This window comes from Burkholderia sp. AW33-5 (assembly GCF_053427615.1).
Genome location: NZ_JBSAXA010000017.1, coordinates 108,426 through 130,653 on the forward strand (window position 1 = coordinate 108,426; position 22,228 = coordinate 130,653).

At 68.7% G+C, this 22,228-nt stretch carries 18 protein-coding genes; 9 read left to right on the forward strand and 9 right to left on the reverse strand.

The genetic code is table 11. The annotated features are described in order from the left end of the window. The first annotated feature begins 195 nt into the window (after nt 1-195). From purT to ACV22V_RS24010, 4 genes are all read left to right on the forward strand, one after another. On the forward strand, nt 196-1,410 hold the full coding sequence (gene purT / locus ACV22V_RS23995; protein ID WP_059527309.1) for a formate-dependent phosphoribosylglycinamide formyltransferase: 1,215 nt from the start codon (nt 196-198) through the stop codon (nt 1,408-1,410). Between the two features lie 18 nt (nt 1,411-1,428). Further along, nucleotides 1,429-1,623 carry a DUF6726 family protein gene (locus ACV22V_RS24000; RefSeq protein ID WP_059527306.1) on the forward strand — a complete coding sequence of 65 codons (195 nt, stop codon included), beginning with the start codon at nt 1,429-1,431 and terminating at the stop codon, nt 1,621-1,623. Nucleotides 1,624-1,704: 81 nt separating this feature from the next. Then, complete coding sequence (locus tag ACV22V_RS24005) at nt 1,705-2,088, forward strand: MliC family protein (RefSeq protein ID WP_059527304.1); 384 nt, start codon at nt 1,705-1,707, stop codon at nt 2,086-2,088. A gap of 432 nt (nt 2,089-2,520) precedes the next feature. After that, nucleotides 2,521-4,068 carry a DEAD/DEAH box helicase gene (locus ACV22V_RS24010; protein WP_059528283.1) on the forward strand — a complete coding sequence of 516 codons (1,548 nt, stop codon included), beginning with the start codon at nt 2,521-2,523 and terminating at the stop codon, nt 4,066-4,068. A 245-nt stretch (nt 4,069-4,313) separates the two neighbouring features. Here the strand turns inward: ACV22V_RS24010 and gluQRS are convergent, their stop codons facing one another. Beyond that, complete coding sequence (gene gluQRS, locus ACV22V_RS24015; protein ID WP_448015728.1) at nt 4,314-5,207, reverse strand: tRNA glutamyl-Q(34) synthetase GluQRS; 894 nt, start codon at nt 5,205-5,207, stop codon at nt 4,314-4,316. Nucleotides 5,208-5,229: 22 nt separating this feature from the next. Then, on the reverse strand, nt 5,230-6,084 hold the full coding sequence (locus tag ACV22V_RS24020; protein WP_448015729.1) for a sulfurtransferase: 855 nt from the start codon (nt 6,082-6,084) through the stop codon (nt 5,230-5,232). A 222-nt stretch (nt 6,085-6,306) separates the two neighbouring features. Between ACV22V_RS24020 and dnaE the strand changes: the two genes are divergently transcribed. The 3 genes from dnaE to ACV22V_RS24035 all read left to right on the forward strand — a co-directional run bounded on the left by dnaE (nt 6,307) and on the right by ACV22V_RS24035 (nt 12,627). Beyond that, complete coding sequence (dnaE, locus tag ACV22V_RS24025) at nt 6,307-9,840, forward strand: DNA polymerase III subunit alpha (protein ID WP_448015730.1); 3,534 nt, start codon at nt 6,307-6,309, stop codon at nt 9,838-9,840. A 323-nt stretch (nt 9,841-10,163) separates the two neighbouring features. Beyond that, the gene (locus ACV22V_RS24030) at nt 10,164-11,252 is read left to right on the forward strand and encodes a glycosyltransferase family 9 protein (protein WP_448015731.1); all 1,089 of its coding nucleotides are present in this window, start codon (nt 10,164-10,166) and stop codon (nt 11,250-11,252) included. A 196-nt stretch (nt 11,253-11,448) separates the two neighbouring features. Beyond that, nucleotides 11,449-12,627, forward strand: a complete 1,179-nt coding sequence (locus ACV22V_RS24035; RefSeq protein ID WP_448015732.1) for a glycosyltransferase family 9 protein — start codon at nt 11,449-11,451, stop codon at nt 12,625-12,627. 172 nt (nt 12,628-12,799) lie between these two features. Here the strand turns inward: ACV22V_RS24035 and ACV22V_RS24040 are convergent, their stop codons facing one another. The 3 genes from ACV22V_RS24040 to ACV22V_RS24050 all read right to left on the reverse strand — a co-directional run bounded on the left by ACV22V_RS24040 (nt 12,800) and on the right by ACV22V_RS24050 (nt 15,954). Beyond that, nucleotides 12,800-14,080: an O-antigen ligase family protein gene (locus tag ACV22V_RS24040; protein ID WP_448015733.1), complete on the reverse strand. Its 1,281-nt coding sequence runs from the start codon at nt 14,078-14,080 to the stop codon at nt 12,800-12,802. Nucleotides 14,081-14,214: 134 nt separating this feature from the next. Then, nucleotides 14,215-15,057, reverse strand: a complete 843-nt coding sequence (locus ACV22V_RS24045) for a glycosyltransferase family 2 protein (RefSeq protein WP_059527283.1) — start codon at nt 15,055-15,057, stop codon at nt 14,215-14,217. A 144-nt stretch (nt 15,058-15,201) separates the two neighbouring features. Then, nucleotides 15,202-15,954, reverse strand: coding sequence for a glycosyltransferase family 2 protein (locus tag ACV22V_RS24050; protein WP_059689408.1), 753 nt, complete (start codon nt 15,952-15,954; stop codon nt 15,202-15,204). Between the two features lie 223 nt (nt 15,955-16,177). Between ACV22V_RS24050 and msbA the strand changes: the two genes are divergently transcribed. Both msbA and ACV22V_RS24060 read left to right on the forward strand, forming a co-directional pair. Next, nucleotides 16,178-17,929, forward strand: a complete 1,752-nt coding sequence (gene msbA, locus ACV22V_RS24055) for a lipid A export permease/ATP-binding protein MsbA (protein ID WP_059689407.1) — start codon at nt 16,178-16,180, stop codon at nt 17,927-17,929. A gap of 87 nt (nt 17,930-18,016) precedes the next feature. Beyond that, a complete protein-coding gene (locus ACV22V_RS24060) occupies nt 18,017-18,409 on the forward strand; it encodes an RcnB family protein (RefSeq protein ID WP_448015734.1) in 393 nt (130 codons plus the stop codon). Between the two features lie 58 nt (nt 18,410-18,467). Here ACV22V_RS24060 and ACV22V_RS24065 read toward each other — a convergent pair whose 3' ends face one another. The 4 genes from ACV22V_RS24065 to ACV22V_RS24080 all read right to left on the reverse strand — a co-directional run bounded on the left by ACV22V_RS24065 (nt 18,468) and on the right by ACV22V_RS24080 (nt 21,959). After that, a complete protein-coding gene (locus tag ACV22V_RS24065; protein WP_059689405.1) occupies nt 18,468-19,046 on the reverse strand; it encodes an FUSC family protein in 579 nt (192 codons plus the stop codon). A 31-nt stretch (nt 19,047-19,077) separates the two neighbouring features. Further along, nucleotides 19,078-20,337: an MFS transporter gene (locus ACV22V_RS24070; RefSeq protein WP_223961032.1), complete on the reverse strand. Its 1,260-nt coding sequence runs from the start codon at nt 20,335-20,337 to the stop codon at nt 19,078-19,080. Continuing rightward, complete coding sequence (locus ACV22V_RS24075) at nt 20,334-21,299, reverse strand: PRC-barrel domain containing protein (RefSeq protein ID WP_322041138.1); 966 nt, start codon at nt 21,297-21,299, stop codon at nt 20,334-20,336. The genes ACV22V_RS24070 and ACV22V_RS24075 overlap by 4 nt, the downstream gene beginning before the upstream one ends. A 324-nt stretch (nt 21,300-21,623) precedes the next feature. Beyond that, the gene (locus ACV22V_RS24080) at nt 21,624-21,959 is read right to left on the reverse strand and encodes a YggL 50S ribosome-binding family protein (RefSeq protein ID WP_059527263.1); all 336 of its coding nucleotides are present in this window, start codon (nt 21,957-21,959) and stop codon (nt 21,624-21,626) included. Nucleotides 21,960-22,228 lie beyond the last annotated feature (269 nt).

Sequence of the window (22,228 nt, forward strand, 5' to 3'; positions counted from 1 at the left end):
TTCTGATCAAGGCGTAAGAGTAACGCACCCGCCCCGCGCGAGGCGAGCCGACACTTCGCGCGTGAAAACGTTCGCAGGCCGCCGGCGGGCTTCACGCGGCGACGCGCGACGCGACGAAACCGCCCGGACCGGCACGGGTGCGCGTGTTAACATCGGAGCCGTTTTCGTCCTCCAACAGAACCAGCGGGAAATCACATGCAGATCGGTCAGCGGCTCGGTACGCCGCTTTCACCCTCGGCCACGCGCGTCATGCTGCTCGGCGCGGGCGAACTCGGCAAGGAAGTCATCATCGCGTTGCAGCGTCTCGGCGTCGAAGTCGTCGCGGTCGACCGCTATCCGGACGCGCCGGGCCACCAGGTCGCGCATCGCGCGCACGTGATCGACATGACCGACGCCGCCGCGCTGCGCGCGGTCGTCGAGGCAGAGCGCCCGCACCTGATCGTGCCGGAGATCGAGGCGATCGCGACCGATGCCCTCGCGGCGATCGAGGCGGCCGGCCTGGCCGAGGTGATCCCGACCGCGCGCGCGACGCAGCTCACGATGAATCGCGAAGGCATCCGCCGCCTCGCGGCCGAGGAGCTCGGCCTGGCGACTTCGCCGTATGCGTTTGCCGAGTCGTTCGACGCGTTCAGCGCGGCCGTCGCGAAGATCGGCATGCCGTGCGTCGTGAAGCCGGTGATGTCGTCGTCGGGCAAGGGGCAGTCGGTCGTGCGGACCGAGGCAGACGTGAAACCCGCCTGGGATTACGCGATGGCGGGCGGCCGCGTGAACCACGGCCGCGTGATTGTCGAGGGCTTCATCGATTTCGACTACGAGATCACGCAGCTGACCGTGCGCGCGATCGATCCGGCGACGCTCGAGACGCGCACCTACTTCTGCGAGCCGGTCGGGCACGTGCAGGTGGCGGGCGATTACGTCGAATCGTGGCAGCCGCAGCCGATGAGCGCCGTCGCGCTGGAGAAGTCGCGCGAGATCGCGCACAAGGTGACCGAGGCGCTCGGCGGACGCGGGCTGTTCGGCGTCGAGCTGTTCGTGCGCGGGGACGAAGTCTGGTTCTCCGAGGTGAGCCCGCGGCCGCACGACACCGGTCTCGTGACGCTCGCGTCGCAGCGTCAGTCGGAGTTCGAACTGCACGCGCGCGCGATTCTCGGGCTGCCGGTCGATCCGACGCTCGGCTCGCCGGCCGCGTCGGCGGTGATTTACGGCGGGCTCGACGAGCGCGGCATCGCGTTCGAGGGCGTGCGCGACGCGCTGGCCGTGCCGGGCGCCGACCTGCGCCTGTTCGGCAAACCGGAAAGCTTCGTGAAGCGGCGCATGGGCGTCGCCCTCGCGACCGGCGCGACCGTCGACGAAGCCCGCGAACGCGCGAAGCGCGCCGCGGCGGCCGTGCGGCCCGTGTCGGCGCGCTGACCGGATCGGGAGCACGCGATGGCGTCGACATGGCGGCGGATCGGCCGTATCGGCAAGGTGGGCGCCGCGCTGGCGCTGGTCGCGAGCCTCGCGGGGTGCGGCCTCGCGGCCGCGCCGTGCCGGGTCGCATCGGCCGGGCTGAAGATCGTGCCGGTCGTCGGCCATGTCGCGGCCGCGCCGACCGACGCGTGCGCCGACGTCATCGATCCCTGAGCGACGAACGCTCAATCCATGACCAACGATAACCGCGCGTCCCGCGAGGGCGCGCTTCCACCCGTCTCGTGAGAGGACCGCATGATTCGCCAAACCTTCGCCGCGCTCGCGCTGGCCGGCATCGCCGTTTCCGCCGCGCATGCCGCGCAACTGACCGTCGAGGAGATCGACGCCGATTCGCGCCAGCAGGCCCTCTATCAGTGCGCGAACCAGAAGCAGCCGGTGCGCGTGTCGTACTGGCGCGCGGGCAACGGCCAGAGCTTCGCGCTGGTGCCGGTCAACGGGCAGCGGCTGCTGTTCGTCGATACCGTTTCGGCGTCGGGCGTGCGCTACCAGGCCGGACGCTATACCTGGTGGACGAAGGGCAAGGAAGGGACGCTGCGCGACGAGATCGCCGACCAGAATGCGGCACCGCTGCTGGGCGACTGCGTGCAGGTCGAGAAGAAGAAAAAGAAGAAGGGCTGAGCGCCGCGCGCGATCGGATACGCCGTGCCGGCGTGCCGATTGCCGCGTTCGATGCGGGCTGCCGGGTTCGACCTGCTGCCGGATCGCTGGGCAGGCGGCGCCCGGGCTCGTCGACCGCTTGCCGATTTTCCGAAGTGCACGCCCGGAATTCGACCCCTATTTCTGCCCATCGGCCGATCGGGATAGCCCGATCGCTCGACGCATCCGCCCGCGCCGGGCCCGCCGGCGCTCGCTGCGAACCGCCACCGAGGGCGTTCGCGGCGTTGTCACGGACAGATTGCTGCGCAGTGCTACAATACGCCCCTTTCCGCCGGCATTCGCGCCGAACGGAGTCCGCACGGCCTGTGGCGCCCGATGTTCGAAATGAACCGGTCCCAAGCGCCAGAGCGGCGCCGCGCGGCGCGCCGCGGCTCCGTCTACTTCCGAAATGTGATGAGCGCAGGCCCGGCCGGCCTGACGCACGATGTCCCCGCCGCGCCTTTTGAGCGAAACGCCACCATGTCCGATTCAGTCGCCAAGCCAGCCGACGCAACCTTCGATCAATTCGGCCTTGCCGCCGATATCCTGAAAGCCATCGCGGAGCAGGGCTATACGACGCCGACGCCGATCCAGGCGCAGGCCATTCCGGTCGTGCTCGCCGGCCGCGACGTCATGGGCGCCGCGCAAACGGGCACCGGCAAGACCGCGAGCTTCTCGCTGCCGATCCTCCAGCGGCTGCTGCCGCAGGCCAACACGAGCGCATCGCCCGCGCGCCACCCGGTGCGCGCGCTGATCCTCACGCCGACCCGCGAGCTCGCCGACCAGGTCGCCGCGAACGTGCACGCGTACGGGAAGCACACGCCGCTGCGCAGCGCGGTGGTGTTCGGCGGCGTCGACATGAACCCGCAGATGGCCGAGCTGCGCCGCGGCGTCGAGATCCTGATCGCGACGCCCGGCCGCCTGCTCGACCACGTGCAGCAGAAGACGGCAAACCTCGGGCAGGTGCAGATGCTCGTGCTCGACGAGGCCGACCGGATGCTCGACATGGGCTTCCTGCCGGACCTGCAGCGCATCCTGAACCTGCTGCCGAAGGAGCGTCAGACGCTGCTGTTCTCGGCCACCTTCTCGCCGGAAATCAAGAAGCTCGCATCGACCTACCTGCGCAACCCGCAGACGATCGAGGTCGCGCGCAGCAACTCGACCAACGCGAACGTCACGCAGATCGTCTACGACGTCGCCGAAGGCGACAAGCAGGCCGCCGTCGTGCAGCTGCTGCGCGATCGCGGGCTCAAGCAGGTGATCGTGTTCTGCAACAGCAAGATCGGCGCAAGCCGGCTGGCCCGCAATCTCGAGCGCGACGGCGTGGTCGCGTCGGCGATCCACGGCGACAAGACGCAGATCGAGCGGATGCAGGCCCTCGACGCGTTCAAGCGCGGCGAAATCGAGGCGCTGGTCGCGACCGACGTGGCCGCGCGCGGTCTCGACATCGCCGAACTGCCGGCCGTGATCAACTTCGACCTGCCGTTCAACGCGGAAGACTACGTGCACCGGATCGGCCGCACGGGCCGCGCGGGCGCGACGGGCGATGCGCTGTCGCTGTGCAGCCCGAACGAGCGCAAGCAGCTCGCCGATATCGAGAAGCTGATCAAGCGTCCGCTCGACGTGCAGACGCTCGCGCTCGACAAGCCGGCGCGCCATCGTCACGACGAGCGTGGCGGCGATCGCGGGGGTGAGCGTGGCGGCGAACGCGGCGGCCGCCGCGAGCGCGACGAGCATCGCGGTGCGTCGGGGCGTCGTTCGGGCGGTTCCGAGCGCGGCGGCCATCACCGTCGTCACGAGGCGCCGGTCGACGATTTCTTCCTGAAGCCGTACGAACCGTCGGCGCCGGCGAATCAGCCGGAAGAGACGAAGTCCGCGCAGCAGCCCGAGAAGAAGGGGCCGAAGCGTCAGGTCGCCGCGCTGCTCGGCGGCTTCGGAATGCCGCGCAAGCCGTCGGCGTAAGCGGGCGGTTCAGGCGGTCGGTGCAGCGCGCGAGCGCTGCCGCGGAAACGGGTGCATGCGATGAGCATGTGCCCGTTTTTCATTGAGCGAGACGATTCGTGACGAGGCAGCCGGGAGGAGGGATGACTGATCGCGTGGGCGGGGGGCTTCGGTGCAGTATGGTCAGCGCGCGTGCAGTTTCCGGTCGATTCAGCGTTGACGGATGCCGGAACGCGGTCGTTACGAACCGGGATTCCGCGAACGGCTCAGCCGGCGTGGGGCCCGAAGCGACGCGCCCACGCATCGGTCGCGGCCGCGTAGAACGCATCCATCGTATCGCCCGATGGATCGCCATCGGCGGCAAGGCCGAGATGCATGGCGGCGGCCCGCAGCGCCGGCAGCGGATCGTCGCGCTGGAGCGCGATCGCGCCGGTCTGCTTGCTGAGCTTTTCGCCGTTCGCGTCGACGACGACGGGCACGTGCAGGTATTCGGGCGTCGGCACGCCGAGACAACGCTGCAGGTAGATCTGGCGCGCGGTCGAATCGAGCAGGTCGGCGCCGCGCACGACGTGCGTGATGCCCGCGTCGGCATCGTCGACCACCACCGCGAGCTGATACGCCCATTGGCCGTCCGCGCGCTTCAGCACGAAATCGCCGACGTCGGTCGCGAGATTCTGCGCTTGCGTGTGTTGCCAGCGGTCGTCGAACGTGACGATCGCATCTTCGCCGTCCGGCACGCGCAGCCGCCACGCGCGCGCGGGCTTGCCGTGCAGGCCGGTGCGGCAGGTGCCCGGGTACGCGAGCGTCGTGTGGCGCTCGTGCGCGGCACGTAGCGAATCGGCGATTTCCTTGCGCGTGCAGCCGCACGGGTAGACGAGCCCCGCGTCGACGAGCCGGTCGAGCGCGGCCGCATAGTTGGCCTCGCGCGTGCTTTGCCACACGGGTGGCTCGTCGGGCGTCATGCCGAAATGCGCGAGCGTCGCGAGGATGTCGTCGGCGGCGCCGGGCACCGTGCGCGGGCCGTCGATGTCCTCGATGCGCACGAGCCATGCGCCGCCGTGCGCGCGCGCGTCGAGCCAGCTCGCGAGCGCACCGACCAGCGAGCCGAAATGCAGCGGGCCGGTGGGCGACGGCGCGAAGCGGCCGCGGTAGCCGTTCATCGGGGCGCGGAGCGACGCGCGCTTACGCGGCGCTGGCGGCCTGCGCGCAGGCCGGGCACGACCGGCCTGCCACGTAGCTCGGCGATTGCTGGGCTTCCGGCGTGACGACCGCGCGGCACGCGAAGCACGTGACGTTTTCGGTCGGCTGCAGTTGCGGATTCAGCGCGGTGCGGTAGTCGAACACGAAGCAGTCGCCGTGATAGTGCGCGCCGCCGACTTCCTCGAAATACTTCAGGATCCCGCCCTCGAGCTGGTACACGTTCTCGATGCCGATTTCCTTCATGTGGATCGCCGCCTTCTCGCAGCGGATGCCGCCCGTGCAGAACGACACGACCGTCTTGCCCTCGAGATCGGCGCGGTTCGCGTCGATCACTTCCGGGAACTCGCTGAACTTGTCGATCCGGTAGTCGAGCGCGTCGTCGAACGTGCCGACGTCCACTTCGAACGCGTTGCGCGTGTCGAGCATCACGACCGGGCGGCCGGCATCGTCGTGGCCGCGGTCGAGCCACGCCTTCAGCGTGCGCGCGTCGACCGACGGCGCGCGGCCGAGCTCCGGCTTGATCGCGGGCTTCTTCATCGTGATGATCTCGCGCTTCAGGCGCACGAGCATCCGGCGGAACGGCTGCGAGTCGGACAGGCTCTCCTTGAACTGCAGCGTCGCGAACTTGCCTTCGAACAGCGGATCGTGGCGGATGTAGTCGATGAACGCGTCGGTCGCTTCGCGCGGGCCGGCGATGAACAGGTTGATGCCTTCCGGCGCGAGCAGGATCGTGCCGCGCAGGCCGAGTTCGTTGCAGCGGGCGGTGACGAGCGGGCGCCATTGCTCGGTCGCGTCGAGCGACACAAAGTGGTAGGCGGCAAGGTTGACGATGGTCATGATGGTCCGACGGGAAAACGGCCGCGGCCGTGCGGCGGGCGCACGGCGGCCCCGCAAAAAAGGGTGCGAAGCCGGGGCGATGATTCGAAAACCCGTATTATCCCGCAAACTGCGCATGCGCCGGCACCTGACCGTTCGGCCGACGTCGCGCGCATCGGCCGAACGGCCGGGCGCGGGGATTTTTTGGGCAGCCTTCGCGACGACGCGGCTACAATATCGCCCATGTCAGATCCCCGCTTCGTCCATCTTCGCGTTCACTCCGAATTCTCGATTGCCGACGGCATCGTGCGTCTCGACGACATCGTCAAGGCGGCGGCCGCAGACGGTCAGGGCGCGCTCGCCCTCACCGATCTCGGCAACGCATTCGGCCTCGTCCGTTTCTACCAGGAAGCCCGCGGCAAGGGCATCAAGCCGATCGCCGGCTGCGACGTCTGGATCACCAATCCGGACGATCGCGACAAACCGTCGCGCCTGCTGCTGCTGGTGAAGGACAAGGTCGGCTACCTGAACCTGTGCGAACTGCTGTCGAAGGCATGGCTCACGAACCAGTATCGCGGCCGCGCGGAACTCGACGCGAGCTGGCTCGACGGCGAGCTCTCGCACGGGCTGCTCGCGCTGTCGGGTGCGCAGCAGGGCGATATCGGGCTCGCGTTCGCGGCCGGTAACGAGGAAGCCGCGCGCCGGCATGCCGAGCGCTGGGCGAAGATCTTCCCGGGCGGTTTCTACATCGAACTGCAGCGTTACGGCCAGCCGGGCGCCGAGGCGTACATCCAGCAGGCCGCGACGCTCGCCGCGTCGCTGAAGCTGCCGGTCGTCGCGACGCATCCGACGCAGTTCATGACCGACGACGACTTCACCGCGCACGAGGCGCGCGTGTGCATCTCGGAAGGCGACATGCTCGCGAATCCGCGACGCCAGAAGCGCTTCACGACCGATCAGTATTTCCGCACGCAGGACGAGATGGCCGCGCTGTTCTCCGACTTGCCGTCGGCGGTCGCGAACACGGTCGAGATCGCGAAGCGCTGCAACCTGAAGCTCGAGCTCGGCAAGCCGAAGCTGCCGCTGTTTCCGACGCCGGACGGCATGTCGCTCGACGACTACCTGGTCCAGCTGTCGAAGGAAGGGCTCGAGAAGCGCCTCGAGCAGCTGTATCCGGATGCGGCGGAGCGCGAAGCGCAGCGCGACACGTACTACAAGCGGCTCGAGTTCGAGTGCGGGACCATCACGAAGATGGGTTTCCCGGGCTACTTCCTGATCGTTGCGGACTTCATCAACTGGGCGAAGAACAACGGCGTGCCGGTCGGCCCGGGCCGCGGCTCGGGCGCCGGTTCGCTGGTCGCGTACGCGCTCGGCATCACCGATCTGGACCCGCTGCGTTACAACCTGCTGTTCGAGCGATTCCTGAATCCGGAACGCGTGTCGATGCCCGACTTCGACATCGACTTCTGCCAGCACGGTCGCGATCGCGTGATCCAGTACGTGAAGGAAAAATACGGCGCGGACGCCGTGTCGCAGATCGCCACCTTCGGCACGATGGCCGCGAAGGCGGCCGTGCGCGACATCGGCCGCGTGCTCGACCTCGGCTACATGTTCACCGACGGCGTCGCGAAGCTGATTCCGTTCAAGCCCGGCAAGCACGTGACCATCGCCGACGCGATGAAGGAAGAGCCGCAACTGCAGGAGCGCTACGACCACGAGGACGAAGTGCACCAGCTGCTCGATCTCGCGCAACGCGTCGAGGGCCTCACGCGTAACGTCGGGATGCACGCGGGCGGCGTGCTGATCGCGCCCGGCAAGCTGACCGACTTCTGTCCGCTGTATACGCAGGGCGACGACGGCGGTGTCGTGAGCCAGTACGACAAGGACGACGTCGAAGCCGTCGGCCTCGTGAAGTTCGACTTTCTGGGCCTCACGACGCTGACGATCCTCGATTGGGCCGAGCGCTACATCCGCCGTCTCGATGCGTCTAAGGCCGACTGGTCGCTCGCGCAGGTGCCGCTCGACGATCCGGCATCGTTCCAGATCCTGAAGAAGGCCAACACGGTCGCCGTGTTCCAGCTGGAAAGCCGCGGGATGCAGGGCATGCTGAAGGACGCGCAGCCCGACCGCTTCGAGGACATCATCGCGCTCGTGTCGTTGTACCGTCCGGGCCCGATGGACCTGATCCCGAGCTTCTGCGCACGGAAGCACGGCCGCGAGAAGGTCGACTATCCGGATCCGCGCGTCGAACCCGTCCTGAAAGAGACCTACGGCATCATGGTCTATCAGGAGCAGGTGATGCAGATGGCGCAGATCATCGGCGGCTACTCGCTCGGCGGCGCCGACCTGTTGCGTCGCGCGATGGGCAAGAAGAAGCCCGAGGAGATGGTCAAGCACCGCGAGATCTTCGCCGAGGGTGCGGCGAAGAACGGCCTCACGCGCGAGAAGTCCGACGAGATCTTCGACCTGATGGAGAAGTTCGCGGGCTACGGCTTCAACAAGTCGCACGCGGCGGCCTACGCGCTGCTCGCGTATTACACCGCGTGGCTGAAGGCGCACCATCCGGCCGAATTCATGGCGGCCAACATGACGCTCGCGATGGACGACACCGACAAGGTGAAGATCCTGTTCGACGACTGCGTCGTGAACAACCTCGTCGTGCTGCCGCCGGACATCAACCAGTCGCATTACCGGTTCGAGCCCGTCGCGGAAGCCGACGGCAAGCGCTCGCGCACGATCCGCTACGGTCTCGGCGCGGTGAAGGGCAGCGGCCAGAACGCGATCGAGGAAATCCTGCGCGCGCGCGAGGAAAAGCCGTTCACCGACCTGTTCGATTTCTGCGAGCGGATCGACCGGCGTGTCGTCAACCGCCGCACGGTCGAGGCGCTGATCCGTGCCGGCGCGTTCGATTCGCTGAACGCGAATCGCGCGCAGATGCTCGCGTCGGTGCCCCTCGCGATGGAAGCGGCCGAACAGGCCGCTGCGAACGCGATGCAGGCCGGCCTGTTCGACATGGGGGCCGAGTCGCCGCACGCGCATGCGCTCGTCGACGAACCCGCGTGGGACGACAAGCGTCGCCTGCAGGAAGAGAAGGGCGCGCTCGGCTTCTACCTGTCCGGCCATCTGTTCGATGCGTATCGCGACGAAGTGCGCCGGTTCGTGCGGCAGAAGGTCGGCGACCTGAAGGAAGGGCGCGACAAGCTCGTCGCGGGCATCATCGCATCGCTGCGCACGCAGATGACCCAGCGCGGCAAGATGCTGATCGCGTTGCTCGACGACGGTTCGGGCCAGTGCGAGATCACGATCTTCAACGAGCAGTTCGAGGCGAACAAGGCGCTGTTCAAGGAAGACGAACTGCTGATCGTGCAGGGGCAGGCACGCAACGATGCGTTCACCGGTGGTATCCGTTTCACGGCCGACACGGTGATGGATCTCGAGCGTGCGCGCAGCCGCTACGCGCAGGCGGTGCGGCTCACGATGAACGGCAATGCGGATGCGGCTGCGCTGCGCCGCGTGCTCGAGCCGCACGTGTCGAAGGACGATCCGGCGGCCGCGCAGGCGGTCGAGGCGCCCGCGCCGCGCGGCGGCGGGCGCGACGGCGGCCGTCGCCCGCAGGCGCCGCTGCCGAACGGGCTCGCGGTCCAGGTTCACTACAGCAACGCGCGCGCGCAGGGTGAAATGCGTCTCGGCGACGCGTGGCGCGTCAAGCCGAGCGACACGCTGCTCGCGGAGTTGCGCGCGACGTTCGACGGAAGCATCGTCGAAATCACGTACTGAGCGATCGCCGCCCGACGGTCGTTGTCTACACGGCCCGTCGCATCGCCATCGTGCGGTGCGGCGGGCCGTTTTCATTTCGGCGGGTGCTTGGGGCCGTCATCCGGACGCTATACAATCCGTCGCGCGCGACGCAAATGCGGCGCCGGCCGCGGCATGTCCGCCGGCCGGGGCGATTTCGCGCGGGTGAAAACGGGGGCGGTTCAGCGCGGCACGCGAGGCGGCGCGGTGCCGCGAGCGACCACGCGACGAGGCCGGCACGGAGAAGGGCGCCAGGATGCCGGTCGGTACGCGACGATAAAAAAACCGACAACACGACCACAACAATGGCCAACGGGAAACCGACGAGGCGGATCCTCGTGATCCGGATTGATTTTCTGGGCGACATGCTGTGCACGACCGCTTTCCTCGGCGCGCTGAAACAGCGCTGGCCCGGTGCGGAACTGCACGTGGTCGCGAACCGCTACAACGCGGCCGCGCTGGCCGGCAACCCGGACGTGGACGCGGTCCATACTTACGTGTACAGCCGTCAGTGCGAGCGAAACGACCGCCCGGGACGGATGCGCGCGCTCTTCGACAGGCTGCGGCTCGTGCGCCGGCTGCGCCGCTTGCGGTTCGACCTCGTGGTCGTGCCGAACGGCGGCATGCATCGCAGCAGCATCCAGTTCGCGCGACAGCTCGGCGTGAAGGATTGCCGCTGGCACGATGCCGATTCAGAATTCGACGATCGCAAGCCCGAACACGTCGCGTCGCGGCCGATTTGCCATGAGGCGCTGTCGGGATTCCGGCTCGTGCCCGAGCTCGGCCGCACCGGGCTCGACGGTCTGGAGCTGTCCGTCCACCCGGACCGCGCGCTGCAGGAAACGTGGTATCGGCTGCTCGGGCCGTGCACGAAGCCGCGCGTTGGGCTCTTCGTGTCGAACAAGGCGGCGGAGCGGCGCTGGCCGGCCGATCGATGGCGCGACCTCGCCCGGCGGCTCGCACCGCTCGCCGACGTGATCGTGTTCCGCGATCCCGCCGTGTCGGCCGCGGCCGACCACGACACGTGGCGGGACGTGGACGCCCGGCATGTCGCGCCGTCGTCGGTCGCCGAACTGGTGGCCGCCGCGAGCCTGCTCGACGCGATCGTGTCGGCCGACAGCGCGCCCGTGCATCTCGCGTCGGCGCTCGGCGTGCCGGTCGCCGCGTTGTTCGAGGACCGTCCCGAGAAATACCGGCGCTGGCATCCGCTCGGCGTGCCGCACATCGTCCTGCGGGCCGGCGCGACGGTCGACGCGATCGGCGTCGACGCGCTCGAGCGCGCGGTGCTTCATCTGTTGATGCCGGCCGGACAGCCCGAAGCAGCGATGGACGGCGCGGTGCGGCTTCCGGCTGCTACCTTCGAGGCACCTGCAGTCGACGCAATCGTTTCGTAGCCACCGGGACGGCAGGCGGCACGATGGCCGCAAACCCCGCCGTGCGCGGCGCGTCGTTGTCTGCCACGATACCGGACGGGTGCCCCCAATTTCCGACCGCGACGCGTTGCCGACGCCTGCGCCCGACGCCACGCCACCGGCCGCAAAATCCTGTACATTGCGAGCCTTGTCCAGCCAGCTAGACGGAACGATCGCCGTGGCCCTGTTTTCTTCCGCCCGCCCGCCCAGAACCATCCTCGTCGCAGCCCCGCGCCGTATCGGCGACGTGCTGCTGACGACGCCGCTCGTGCGTTCGCTGAAGGCGCGCTGGCCCGGCGCGCAGATCGACATGCTGGTGTTTCGCGGCACCGAGGGCGTGCTGGAGCACAACCCCGACGTGCGGCGCGTGATCGTCGTCGCGCAGCGTGCGGGATTCCGGGAGCGTTTGCGCGACGCGCTGTCGATGTGGCGCCGCTACGATCTCGCGTGCGCGGCGCTGAGCTCCGACCGGCCGCGTTTCTACAGCTGGTTCGCCGGCCGCAAGCGCGTCGGCCTCGTCGATCCGAACCGCGTCACGTGGCTGACTCGAATGATGCTGAACGGCATCGCAATCAATCATCATGAATCCGCGCATACGGTCGTCAGCACGCTCGCGCTCGCACCGGTGATCGGCATCGAGCCGGTATCCGAGGTCGTCGCGCCGGGCATCGGCGACGATCCCGCGCGGCGCGCGCGATTCGACGCGTGGCTGGCCGAATCGCCGGCGATCCGCGACGGCAAGCCGCTCGTCGTGCTGCATCCGTATCCGATGTTCCGCTACAAGCAATGGCGGCTCGAGGGCTGGGTCGAGATGATCGAATGGCTGCGCGCGCAGGGGTTTGCGATCGCGCTGTCGGGCGGCCCGGCCGATCGCGAGCGCGAGTACGCGGAGCAGGTCGCGGCCGAGGCGGGCGGCGACGTGCTGAATCTGGTCGGCCGTCTGACGTTCGGCGAAAGCGCGGAACTGGTGCGGCGTGCACGGCTCTTCATCGGGCCCGATACGGGCGCGACGCACGTTGCGGCCGCGACGGGCACCGACACGATCGCGCTGTTCGGTCCGTCCGATCCGGTGCGCTGGGGGCCGTGGCCGCAGCACTGGCCGGCCACGGAGAACCCGTGGGCGCTGCGCGGCTCCGCGCGGCACGGCAACGTGTGGCTGCTGCAGGGCGAGGGCGATTGCGTGCCGTGCCGGCACGAAGGCTGCGAGCGCCATGTCGACAGCCATAGCGACTGCCTCGTCAATCTCGGCACGCAGCGTGTGAAGGCGGCGGCCGCCGAGATGCTCGGGCTGAATCCGCCGGGCGCCGCCGACGCGGTCGTCGCCACGTCGCGCTTGCATCGCGCGCGTTCCGACTGACGACGCCTGAAGGCCTGACGTTTCCTGATTCGAAAAGCGGGGGAGCGGCGACGCGTCGACGGCGCGCGGCCGTGCTTCCGGCAGCGGCGCGCGTGCGCCGCCACTGCAGCCTGAGAGGCTCAAGCTGCGGCGGGCGGCAACGCGGATCGCGCGCCGCCCGTCGCATGATCCGTTACGCGCTGCGCCGGATCGCCGACGTCTCGCGGGGCAGTGCTTCGGTGCGCGCGCCGCAGCCGAGCAGGATGCCGGCGAGCAGCACCAGCAGGTGACCTTCGGCGAAATCGAGCAGCAGCGAATTCGCGAGGCTGCCGATCGCGAAGATCGCGAGCCACGCGACAAGCAGCTGCCGCGAACGCGGATCGAGCGCGCGGCTGCCGCGCGCGATCTGCACGATCAGGTTCAGGAACAGCAAGACGCCGAGCGTGCCGAGCTGCACGGCCATCAGCAGGTATTCGTTATGCGGATTCGACGTGAGCTGCCCTTCGGCGGCCGTCTTGCCGGCCGTGAGCTTCTCGAATTCGAATTCGAGGCCGCCCGCACCGTAGCCGATCACGGGACGCATGCGATACAGCTCGAGCCCCTTCTTGTACCACTCGAGACGCAGCCCGGTCGACGTGACCGCATCGGTCTGCCGATACTGCTGCACTTCCGATACGACCTTCAGAAGCCGGCCGTTGTGCACCGTGCACGCGGCGACGACGAGCGCGACGCCCGCCAGGACCAGCGCCCCGGCGGCGAGCCCCGCGCGCAACGCCGACTGGCGGCGCATCAACAGCACGAAACGCACCGCGACGACGAGGATCAGCAGCAGCGCGATGACCTGCCCGGTGCGTCCCTGCAGCATCACGAACACGTTGATCAGCGACCACGCGGCGACGCCGGCATACGCGGCGCGCGACAGCGCGGTGCGGGCCGACAGCGCGAGGTCGGCCGCCTGGTAAAACAGCAACGCGCCGAACATGCCGGCCGCGATGTGGTTCTTGAACACCCAGGCACGCGACAGCGGCAGTTCGGTCGCATGCGCGGGGCCGATCGCGGTCAGCCCGAGATAGTTGGTGGTCGACAGCAGCAGGATCGCGCACAGCGTGCCGAACCACGCTCGCCGCACGATCGGTGCCCAGTTCGAGTGGCGGAAGGCGAGCACGGCAAACGGCAACAGCAGCAGCTTGTCGTACTTGGCGACCCAGTTCCACGCCTTCGGGTGCGGCGCGACCGTATAGGTGACGCTCGCGGTCAGCGCCGCGAGGATCAGGAGCGCCGCGAGCGACGCCGGTTCGGTGACGAACGTGCGCAGGTCGCGCCAGAATTCGGGGGAGATGACGAGCGCGGCCGCGAACAGTCCGCAGAACACGTTGGTCAGCGCGGTCGAGACGGGCACCATGCACAGCGCGATGACGGCGAAGGCGCGGGCGGCGGTCAGACGCCGCGTGGCGGGAGCGGAAAACGAAAGCATCGGAACCTGTCGAATGGACGAATGCGGCATGCGGGCACCGTGCCGCGCGCCGCGCGTCCCGGCGGCACCGCGCGGGACGAAGCGCGCAGTATACGCGAAGCGGCGGGCGTTTCTTTACCGTTTCCGGGGTCCGATCAGCTGAATGCGCGCTTGATCCGCGAGCGCAGCAGTGCGCGCTTCAGGCGCCCCTCGACGGCCGGCGTGTCGAGCGCGAGTCGCGAGCCCGCCGGCTCGCCGCGATGCAGGTAATAGCGGTCGAACGTGGCCTGCGTCATGCCCCATTTGTTGAGGAACTGGCGGCGGCCGTCGTTCTTGACGATCTTGCCCGTGCTTTTCTGCTGGAAGTGATAGACGAGACTGTCGCCGACGCCGAGGAAGATCCGGCAGCCGGCGTCCCAGAATTTCATCGAGAAGTCGTTGTCGCTGCTCATCCCCGGCGACAGCTCGCTGCTGTAGCCGCCGATGCGGTTCCACCAGTCGCGGTGCACGAGCGTCGGCGGCCAGGTCGAGCCGAGCCAGTCCGCGCGCGCGAGCCGCGGCGTGGCCGCGACGAGGCCGGCCGCGTCGAACTGTTCGGCGTCGCGGCCGAAATTGCTGACGACGACGCACGGGTTGCGCGTGTCGACCGGCTCGACCATCGTGCCGGACAGCATGAACAGGTCGGTCGGCATCTGCTCGATGCGCCGCACGAGCGCCGCGTCCCAGCCGGGGCAACAGTACATGTCGTCGTTCATGTAGACGACGTAGTCGCGCGTCGCGCGCGCGGCGGCCAGGTTCACCGCGTGGCAGATGCCGATGTTGGCCGGCGACGCGGTGTGCTCGATGCCTTCGCTGCGCACCCAGTCGAGCGTGCCGTCCGAGCCGTCGTTCACGTGCACGATGATCTGGTGGTCGTACGCCGAATGACGGCGCAGGCTGTCGACGACGAGCTTGAGGTACGGCAGGTTGTTCCAGGTCGGGATGATGATGGAGAACATGGCGGTCGGATTCGGTGGTCGTCGTGTCGGCGGCGCGTGGCGCGGCGCCGCGCTCGGGCGCGCATGGCGCGCGGGCAGCCCGGCATTGTAACGCCGGGCCGGCCGCATGCCGGCGGCGTCAGGGTCGGGGCAGGGCGCGCGCGCTCAGCGGGCCGGCTCGTGGCCGAGCTTCAGGAACCGGTAATACACCGTTTCCGCGTTGAACACGGCGATCATGAAACCCGCTCGGCCGTCGAGAAACCCGCGCCGCAGCACATAGGTCCGCACGAACGCCCATGCGCCGCGCGCGAGCGCCTTGCCGAAGCCGCCGCGCTGGCCGGCCGCGCGGCGCTGGCGCGCGCCGGCCGTCGAATACGCATCGAGCTTGCGCACGACGGTTTCGAAATCCTCGTACGAATAGTGCATCAGCTTGCCCGGCAGCCGCTGCGCGGGCGTGTCGAACACGAGCCGTTCGTGCACCAGGTCGTCGGAGAAGCGGGCGGTGCCGCGCCGGAACAGGCGCGGCACCCAGTCGGGATACCAGCCGCTGTGGCGGATCCACTGGCCACAGAAGCTCGACAGCCGGTCGAGCGCATAGACCTGCGCGGCCGGCGCGCGGATGGCCGCGCGGATCGACTGCGCGAGTTCCGGGCTGACCACCTCGTCGGTGTCGAGCGACAGGATCCAGTCGGTGCCGAGGGCGTCGAGCGCGCGGTTCTTCTGCGGGCCGAAGCCCGGCCAGTCGCGCTCGACGATCACGCGGGCGCCGTGCGCGCGGGCGATCGCGACGGTATCGTCGGTGCTGCCGCCGTCGATCACGACGACGTCGTCGGCGAAGGTCAGCGCGTCGAGGCACTGCGCGAGCCGCGCGGCCGCGTTGAGGGCGATGAGGGCGACGCCGAGGGTGGGTTCTGCCATGAAATCGTCGAAAAGGCGGAGAAAACGGTGAGCGGCAGTATACCCGCGCGCCAGCCGGCGGCCGCTTCGGCGACGGCCATGCCGGCGCAGGCGGTACAGCTATAATGTTGGGCCTTTTTCGGCACCCGCCGGACGGGGTGAATTCCGGGCAGTCACGCCCCGGGCGCCGCGTCGCGGCTCAAGAAGGATTGCCTTGGAAACCCAGAACACTCTTCGCAAACCGATGGACGGCACCGGTACGTCGCCGGTCACGGTCCTCAAGCGCCTGTGGCCGTACATCCGGCCGCTCATCGGCATCGTGCTGCTCGCCGTGATGACGATGGGCGTCGTCGCGGCCACGGAAGCCGGGATCCCGGCGCTGCTCAAGCCGCTGCTCGACCACGGCTTCGGCTCGCACGGCAGCGACCGCGCGAAATGGTACGTGCCGATCGCGGTGATCGGCCTCGCGCTCGTGCGCGGCGTGTCGCAGTACACGTCCAACTACCTGCTCAACTACGTGTCGAACCGCATCCTGCTGCAGCTGCGGCTCGAGATGTTCCAGCGGATGATCCACACGGGCGCGTCGTTCTTCCAGCGCGAGACCGCGAGCACCGTGATCAACGCGATCGTGTTCGAGGTCAACCAGATCCTGTCGGTGCTGACCGGCGTGATGGTCACGCTCGTGCGCGACTCGCTGACCGTGGTGTTCCTGCTCGGCTACCTGTTCTACCTGAACTGGCGGCTCACGCTGATCGTCGCGGTGATCCTGCCGGGCATCGGCTGGCTCGTCAGCAAGATCAACCGTCGCCTGCGCCGCCTGAACCGCGAGCATCAGACGCTGACCAACGAGCTGTCGTACATCGTCGAGGAGACGGTCGGCGGCTACAAGGTCGTGAAGGTGCACAACGGCGAAGCGTACGAGATGGACCGCTTCACGACGATGAGCAAGCGCCTGCGCGGCTACGCGATGCGCATGACGATCTCGGGCGGGCTCGCGCAGCCGCTGACGCAATTCCTCGCGTCGATCGCGCTCGCGGTCGTGATCACGATCGCGGTCGTGCAGTCGACCAACGACCAGACGACGGTCGGCGGCTTCGTTGCGTTCGTCACGTCGATGCTGCTGGTGATCTCGCCGCTCAAGCACCTGATCGACGTCAACCAGCCGCTGCAGCGCGGGATGACGGCCGCCGAACTGATCTTCGGGCTGATCGACGAGCCGGCCGAGCCGCAGGGCGGCGGCCGTGCGCTGCCGCACGCTCGCGGCGAGATCGAATTCCGCGACGTGTCGTTCGACTACGGCGCCTCCGAGCGGCCGACGCTCGACCGCATTTCGTTCAAGGTCGCGCCTGGCGAGATGATCGCGCTCGCGGGGCCGTCGGGCAGCGGCAAGACGACCCTCGTCAACCTTCTGCCACGTTTCTTCGATCCGACGGGCGGCGCGATCCTGGTCGACGGCGTGCCGGTGGCCGACTACGACCTCCACGCGCTGCGCGGCCAGATGGCGATGGTCAGCCAGGACGTCGTGCTGTTCAACGACACGATCGCCGCGAACGTCGCGTACGGGCAGACGCCCGACCGCGCCCGCGTGCAGGCGGCACTCGAGGCCGCGAACCTCGCCGACGCGGTCGCCGCGATGCCCGACGGGCTCGACACGCTGGTCGGCGGCAACGGGATGCGTCTGTCGGGCGGCCAACGGCAGCGGCTCGCGATCGCGCGCGCGATCTACAAGGATGCGCCGATCCTGATCCTCGACGAGGCGACCTCGGCGCTCGATTCGGAATCCGAGCGTCACGTGCAGGCCGCGCTCGAGCGGCTGATGGAAGGGCGCACGACGCTCGTGATCGCGCACCGGCTGTCGACGATCGAGCGTGCGGACCGGATCCTCGTGCTCGAAGCCGGCAAGATCGTCGAAACGGGCAGCCACGACGAGTTGCTGCGCCATGGCGGGCTGTACGCGCACCTCCACCGGATCCAGTACCAGCAGCAGGCGGCGTGACGTCGGATCGCACCCGTGTGCTAGTCTTCATCGGGCAGGTCCGGTTTCGTTGTTTCCGGTTCGACGTGACAACACGGAGGAAGGGCAATGAAGAAGATGCACGGGATGATGCTGGCCGCGCTGGTCGCGGCGGGTTTCGCAGCGCCGGCCGCGATGGCGCAGGATCACGGCAACGACGACAACCACGGAGACCGCGGCGGCCCGGGCATGCGGCACGGCCACGGTCCGAAGCACATGCCGCCGGGGCAGGCGATGCATCGCGAGGACGATGTGCCGCCGCGCTGGGCCGACCAGCCGCGCCGCGACTGGCACAAGGGCGACCGTCTCCCGGACGAATTCCGCGATCGCCAGTACGTGGTCGACGACTGGCGCGGCTATCGCCTGAGCCCGCCGCCGCGTGGCTATCACTGGGTGGGCGTCGGCGGCGACTACCTGCTCGTGCAGATCGGCTCGGGCATCGTGCTGCGGGTCGGTCCGTAACACCCGCCGCCGATCATCGATTCATCCGGCTGCCGGGGCGTGTGTTCCGGCAGCCGCGTCACTTGTCCTTGTCCTTGTCCGCCGCCCGGCGGAACCAGCGCCGCTCGACCCGCGACATCGCCCAGCACACGGCCAGCGCGCAGACGGTGCCGAGCGCCACTTCCCCGAGCCGCATCAGCGGAATGTCCCATAGTGGGCCGTTGCCTGGAAACAGCAGCACGATCGTCGCGGTCACGCCGCCGAGCCGCGCCGCGCTGCCGACGTTCAGGCACCAGCAGCTGACGATCGTGACCGCGACCGCGATCGCATAGGCGACGAGGCGGTCGCCGCCGAGCGCGGCGCCCGCGAAGCCGACCAGGCCGCCGATCATCGCGCCGATGAACTGGTCGCGCGACAGCGACATCGTGTCCGAATAGTTGTGCTGCGTGACGGCGATCGCGGTGACCGCCGCCCACACGGCCTGCTCGGTGTGCAGCGCGCGGCCGATCGTGTACGCGAGGCACGCGCCGCAGACGGCTTGCAACGCCATCAGCGCGCCTTGCGTGAGCCGCTCGCCGAAAGTCAGCCCCTTGAACAGATCGAAGATCGACTGCTGGATCTGCTGGCGGGCTTCGTTGAGTGTCCTGATCGTATCCATCGTGTCGGGCCGGGAAGCGGGGGCGAGCGCGTCAGTGCGCCTGTTCCGGCGATGCGGCGGCCGGCTCGCCGGTGGTCGCGTCGCCGTTCTCGACGCGCGTTTCCGGCATCGCGAGCCAGACCAGCAGCACCGCGAGCGTGCCGGCGGCTGCGAGCCCGAAGAAGCTGACCGCATTGCCGAAGTGATCGGCGACAAAGCCGGCCACGGCGGTGCTGAGCGTCGCGCCGATTCCGGCCGCGAGCCCGAACAGCCCGATGCACAGGTTGTAGCGGCCCTTGCCGCCCGCGACGTCGGCCGCGATCAGCGGCAGCATCACGCCGAACACGGCCGCGCTGATGCCGTCGAGCATCTGCACCGGCACCAGCAGGTAGGGGCTGCTCACGCCGGCGAACAGCAGCGCGCGCACCGGCAGCGCCGAGAAGCCGAGCAGCAGGATCGGCCGGCGCCCCCAGCGTTGCGCGGAGCGGCCGACCCACGGCGACAGCATCGCGACGATCGCCTGCGGCACGATGATGCACGCGGCGATCACGAGCTGCACGTTCTCGCCCATCCCGGCCGTCACTTCGCCGGCCGCGAGGTTGAGCATCGCCGCGTTCGACAGGTGGAACAGCACGACGCATGCCGCGAAGATCAGCATCCGGCGATCGCGCAGCAGCTCGAGCAGCGTCTCGCGCTCCTCGCCTTCGTCGCGGTCGTCGGGTGTCGACGCATGCGGAATCACTTCATGTGTCGGCTGGATCATCGCGAGCGCGAACAGCGCGGGCAACGCCAGCACGGCGGTCAGCCAGAACACCGCGCGCGCGGAGAAATACTCGCCGGTGAGCCCCATCAGGCCCGCCGCGACCGCGCTGCCGATCGATGCCCAGCGCGCGTTGCGGCCGAGCCGGTCGCCGAGGTCGGCGCGGCCGACCAGCGAGAACGAGATCGCGGCCATCGCGGGCACGAGCATGCAGCTCGCGAAGCCGTGGAACACTTCGGCCGCGATCACCGGCACGATCGTCGGGCTCGACGCGAGCAGCACCGCGGACAGGATGATGGCCGCGATCGCCCACGCGGCCGCGCCTTTCTTGTTCTTTAGCGCGTCGACGGCAGCACCGCCCGGCACCTGGCTGACCATCGCGCTGATCGTGCCGATCGACAGCACCATGCCGATCTCGCCCTGCGTCCACTTGTGCGATGCGAGGTAGGACGCGATGAACGGACCGAACCCGGTTTGAACGTTTGCAACGAAAAAGTTGAGCCAGTCGAGGGCCCGGAGACTGCGAACGCTGACGGAATGCTTGATCGTCATCGGGCGGCACTCGCAGGCGAAGCCGGCGCGGCGGCAGTAACCGGCGGCGAGACCACGACGATCGGCTTGTCGGCCGCGTAGGGCGGCGACGCCTTGATCTGCGCGTCGTTCAGGTCGAGTTGCGGACGCAGCGCCTTGTCGCGCGTGACGAAGCGCAGCGCGCCCCAGCTCGCGGCGATCGAGCGGCGGTCGGTATTGACGAGCCCGCCGAGGTCGAGCACGACGGCCTGCGGTTGCGCGCCGCGGTCGATCAGCACGTCGACGACCCGGCCGATCTTCGTGCCGTTCGGGCGTTCGACGTCGCTGTCGAGCAACGGCAGACGCGTCGTGGGCGACGCCGCGGCCGAGCCCGACAGCGGCACGGCCTTGGGCCGGGCGGCCGGCGGCAGGTCGCCCGACGGCACGTCGAGCACGATCGGTTCCTGTTTGCCGCCCGGCGTGAAGCGGAACACGTTCCACGGGAAGACGACCTTGCGGTCGCCGATACCCATGAACCCCTGCAGGTTGACGATCATCTCGCGCGGTTTGCCGCTTGCGTCGGTCACCATGTCGACCGCGCGGCCGATCACCTTGCCGTTGCGGCGCGCGACCTCGCTGTCGAGCAGCGCATGGATCTGGGTGCGGTCGAGCGGGCGTGTCGCGACGAGCGGCGGCGGGGGCGGCGGAGGCGGCGTCGGCGATTCGGGGCGCTGCACCGGCTTCGGCTTCGTCACTTCCCGGTGCGGCTTCTTCGGCGCTTCCGGTTCCTCCGGCTGGACGAGCGGCGGCACGGGCGGCATCGTCAGCGGTTCGCCGGCGGTTTCCTCGACGGGTTCGACGAGCGCCTCGCTGATCGGCGCGGGCGGATTCTGGGTCGGCAGCAGCCCGCAGCCGGACAGCAGTGCGGCTGCCGCGAGAACGAGGAAAACCGTCGAGGACGGGAACGACATGCGGGATGCGGGAAACGGGAGTCCGCCGCTCATTGACACTCACTCCATGGGTCGGGGGCGGGCCCGGGGGCTCGCGGCTGGCGATGGATGGCGGGTGCGGGCGGCGCACCACGCGAGGTGAGAGTTTAACGTGTCTTCCTTTCAGGACCGATTTATGCGAAGAATCGGGCGCGGGATGACCGGGAAATGGCGGGGGGCGATCGCCGCAAGGGCGGCGTTGGGGGCACAACGAGCGCGGCGCCCGACCGTCGACGACGGGACGGGCGCCGCATGGGCTTCAGACGGGGCGTTACTTGACCAGCGAGCCGAGCGTCGTCGTCACCGGGGCGCCATGCGAGGCGCGGAGCAACCGGAACGTCAGGCGTCCGGATACCACGCGTCGGTGAATTCGCTGACCTTGACGTCGGTCAGCTCCGGACGTGCGGCCAGCCATGCACGGACGTTCTCGCGGTCGGCATCGGTCGTCGTGCCGCGCGGCGCGCCGGAGATCACGTACGCGCCGATCCCTTCGTCGGCGGATGCGACGGTCAGCAGCCCGTTCGCTTCGACGAAATCGATGAACGCGTCGATGAGCTGGCCGCGCTCGAGGTCGGACAGCTCGTTGCGGTAATGCGCGGTCGCGTTGAACGCGAGTTCCTGGAACTCGGCGATGTGGAGTTTCTTGCGCTGGCGGCGGTTGTGGCGTTGGCTCATGGTGTTGGATATATAACGCGTTACGTGGAGATCGGTCGCGCAGTGTATCGCATGGCCGTCGGTCCGTCGTGGTGTCGAACTACAACGCACGAGTCGGTTGACTGACGCATCGACCATGTATCCCTTTGGCTTACTCCCCCGCATTTGCTAAGGACGCCGGAAAGCAATGTCGGGGACGAGGGACGGAGTACAATCGCGCGACCATTGGTCAGACGCTATCCGAGGCGCTGTAATAAAAAAGAAAGGGTACCTATGGGCATGCAGGATTT

Coding starts and splice junctions, on each gene's coding strand:
- purT (WP_059527309.1), top strand. CDS start 196: ATGCAGATCGGTCAGCGGCTCGGTACGCCGCTTTCACCCTCGGCCACG.
- ACV22V_RS24000 (WP_059527306.1), top strand. CDS start 1,429: ATGGCGTCGACATGGCGGCGGATCGGCCGTATCGGCAAGGTGGGCGCC.
- ACV22V_RS24005 (WP_059527304.1), top strand. CDS start 1,705: ATGATTCGCCAAACCTTCGCCGCGCTCGCGCTGGCCGGCATCGCCGTT.
- ACV22V_RS24010 (WP_059528283.1), top strand. CDS start 2,521: ATGAGCGCAGGCCCGGCCGGCCTGACGCACGATGTCCCCGCCGCGCCT.
- gluQRS (WP_448015728.1), bottom strand. CDS start 5,207: ATGAACGGCTACCGCGGCCGCTTCGCGCCGTCGCCCACCGGCCCGCTG.
- ACV22V_RS24020 (WP_448015729.1), bottom strand. CDS start 6,084: ATGACCATCGTCAACCTTGCCGCCTACCACTTTGTGTCGCTCGACGCG.
- dnaE (WP_448015730.1), top strand. CDS start 6,307: ATGTCAGATCCCCGCTTCGTCCATCTTCGCGTTCACTCCGAATTCTCG.
- ACV22V_RS24030 (WP_448015731.1), top strand. CDS start 10,164: ATGGCCAACGGGAAACCGACGAGGCGGATCCTCGTGATCCGGATTGAT.
- ACV22V_RS24040 (WP_448015733.1), bottom strand. CDS start 14,080: ATGCTTTCGTTTTCCGCTCCCGCCACGCGGCGTCTGACCGCCGCCCGC.
- ACV22V_RS24045 (WP_059527283.1), bottom strand. CDS start 15,057: ATGTTCTCCATCATCATCCCGACCTGGAACAACCTGCCGTACCTCAAG.
- ACV22V_RS24050 (WP_059689408.1), bottom strand. CDS start 15,954: ATGGCAGAACCCACCCTCGGCGTCGCCCTCATCGCCCTCAACGCGGCC.
- msbA (WP_059689407.1), top strand. CDS start 16,178: ATGGACGGCACCGGTACGTCGCCGGTCACGGTCCTCAAGCGCCTGTGG.
- ACV22V_RS24060 (WP_448015734.1), top strand. CDS start 18,017: ATGAAGAAGATGCACGGGATGATGCTGGCCGCGCTGGTCGCGGCGGGT.
- ACV22V_RS24065 (WP_059689405.1), bottom strand. CDS start 19,046: ATGGATACGATCAGGACACTCAACGAAGCCCGCCAGCAGATCCAGCAG.
- ACV22V_RS24070 (WP_223961032.1), bottom strand. CDS start 20,337: ATGACGATCAAGCATTCCGTCAGCGTTCGCAGTCTCCGGGCCCTCGAC.
- ACV22V_RS24075 (WP_322041138.1), bottom strand. CDS start 21,299: ATGAGCGGCGGACTCCCGTTTCCCGCATCCCGCATGTCGTTCCCGTCC.
- ACV22V_RS24080 (WP_059527263.1), bottom strand. CDS start 21,959: ATGAGCCAACGCCACAACCGCCGCCAGCGCAAGAAACTCCACATCGCC.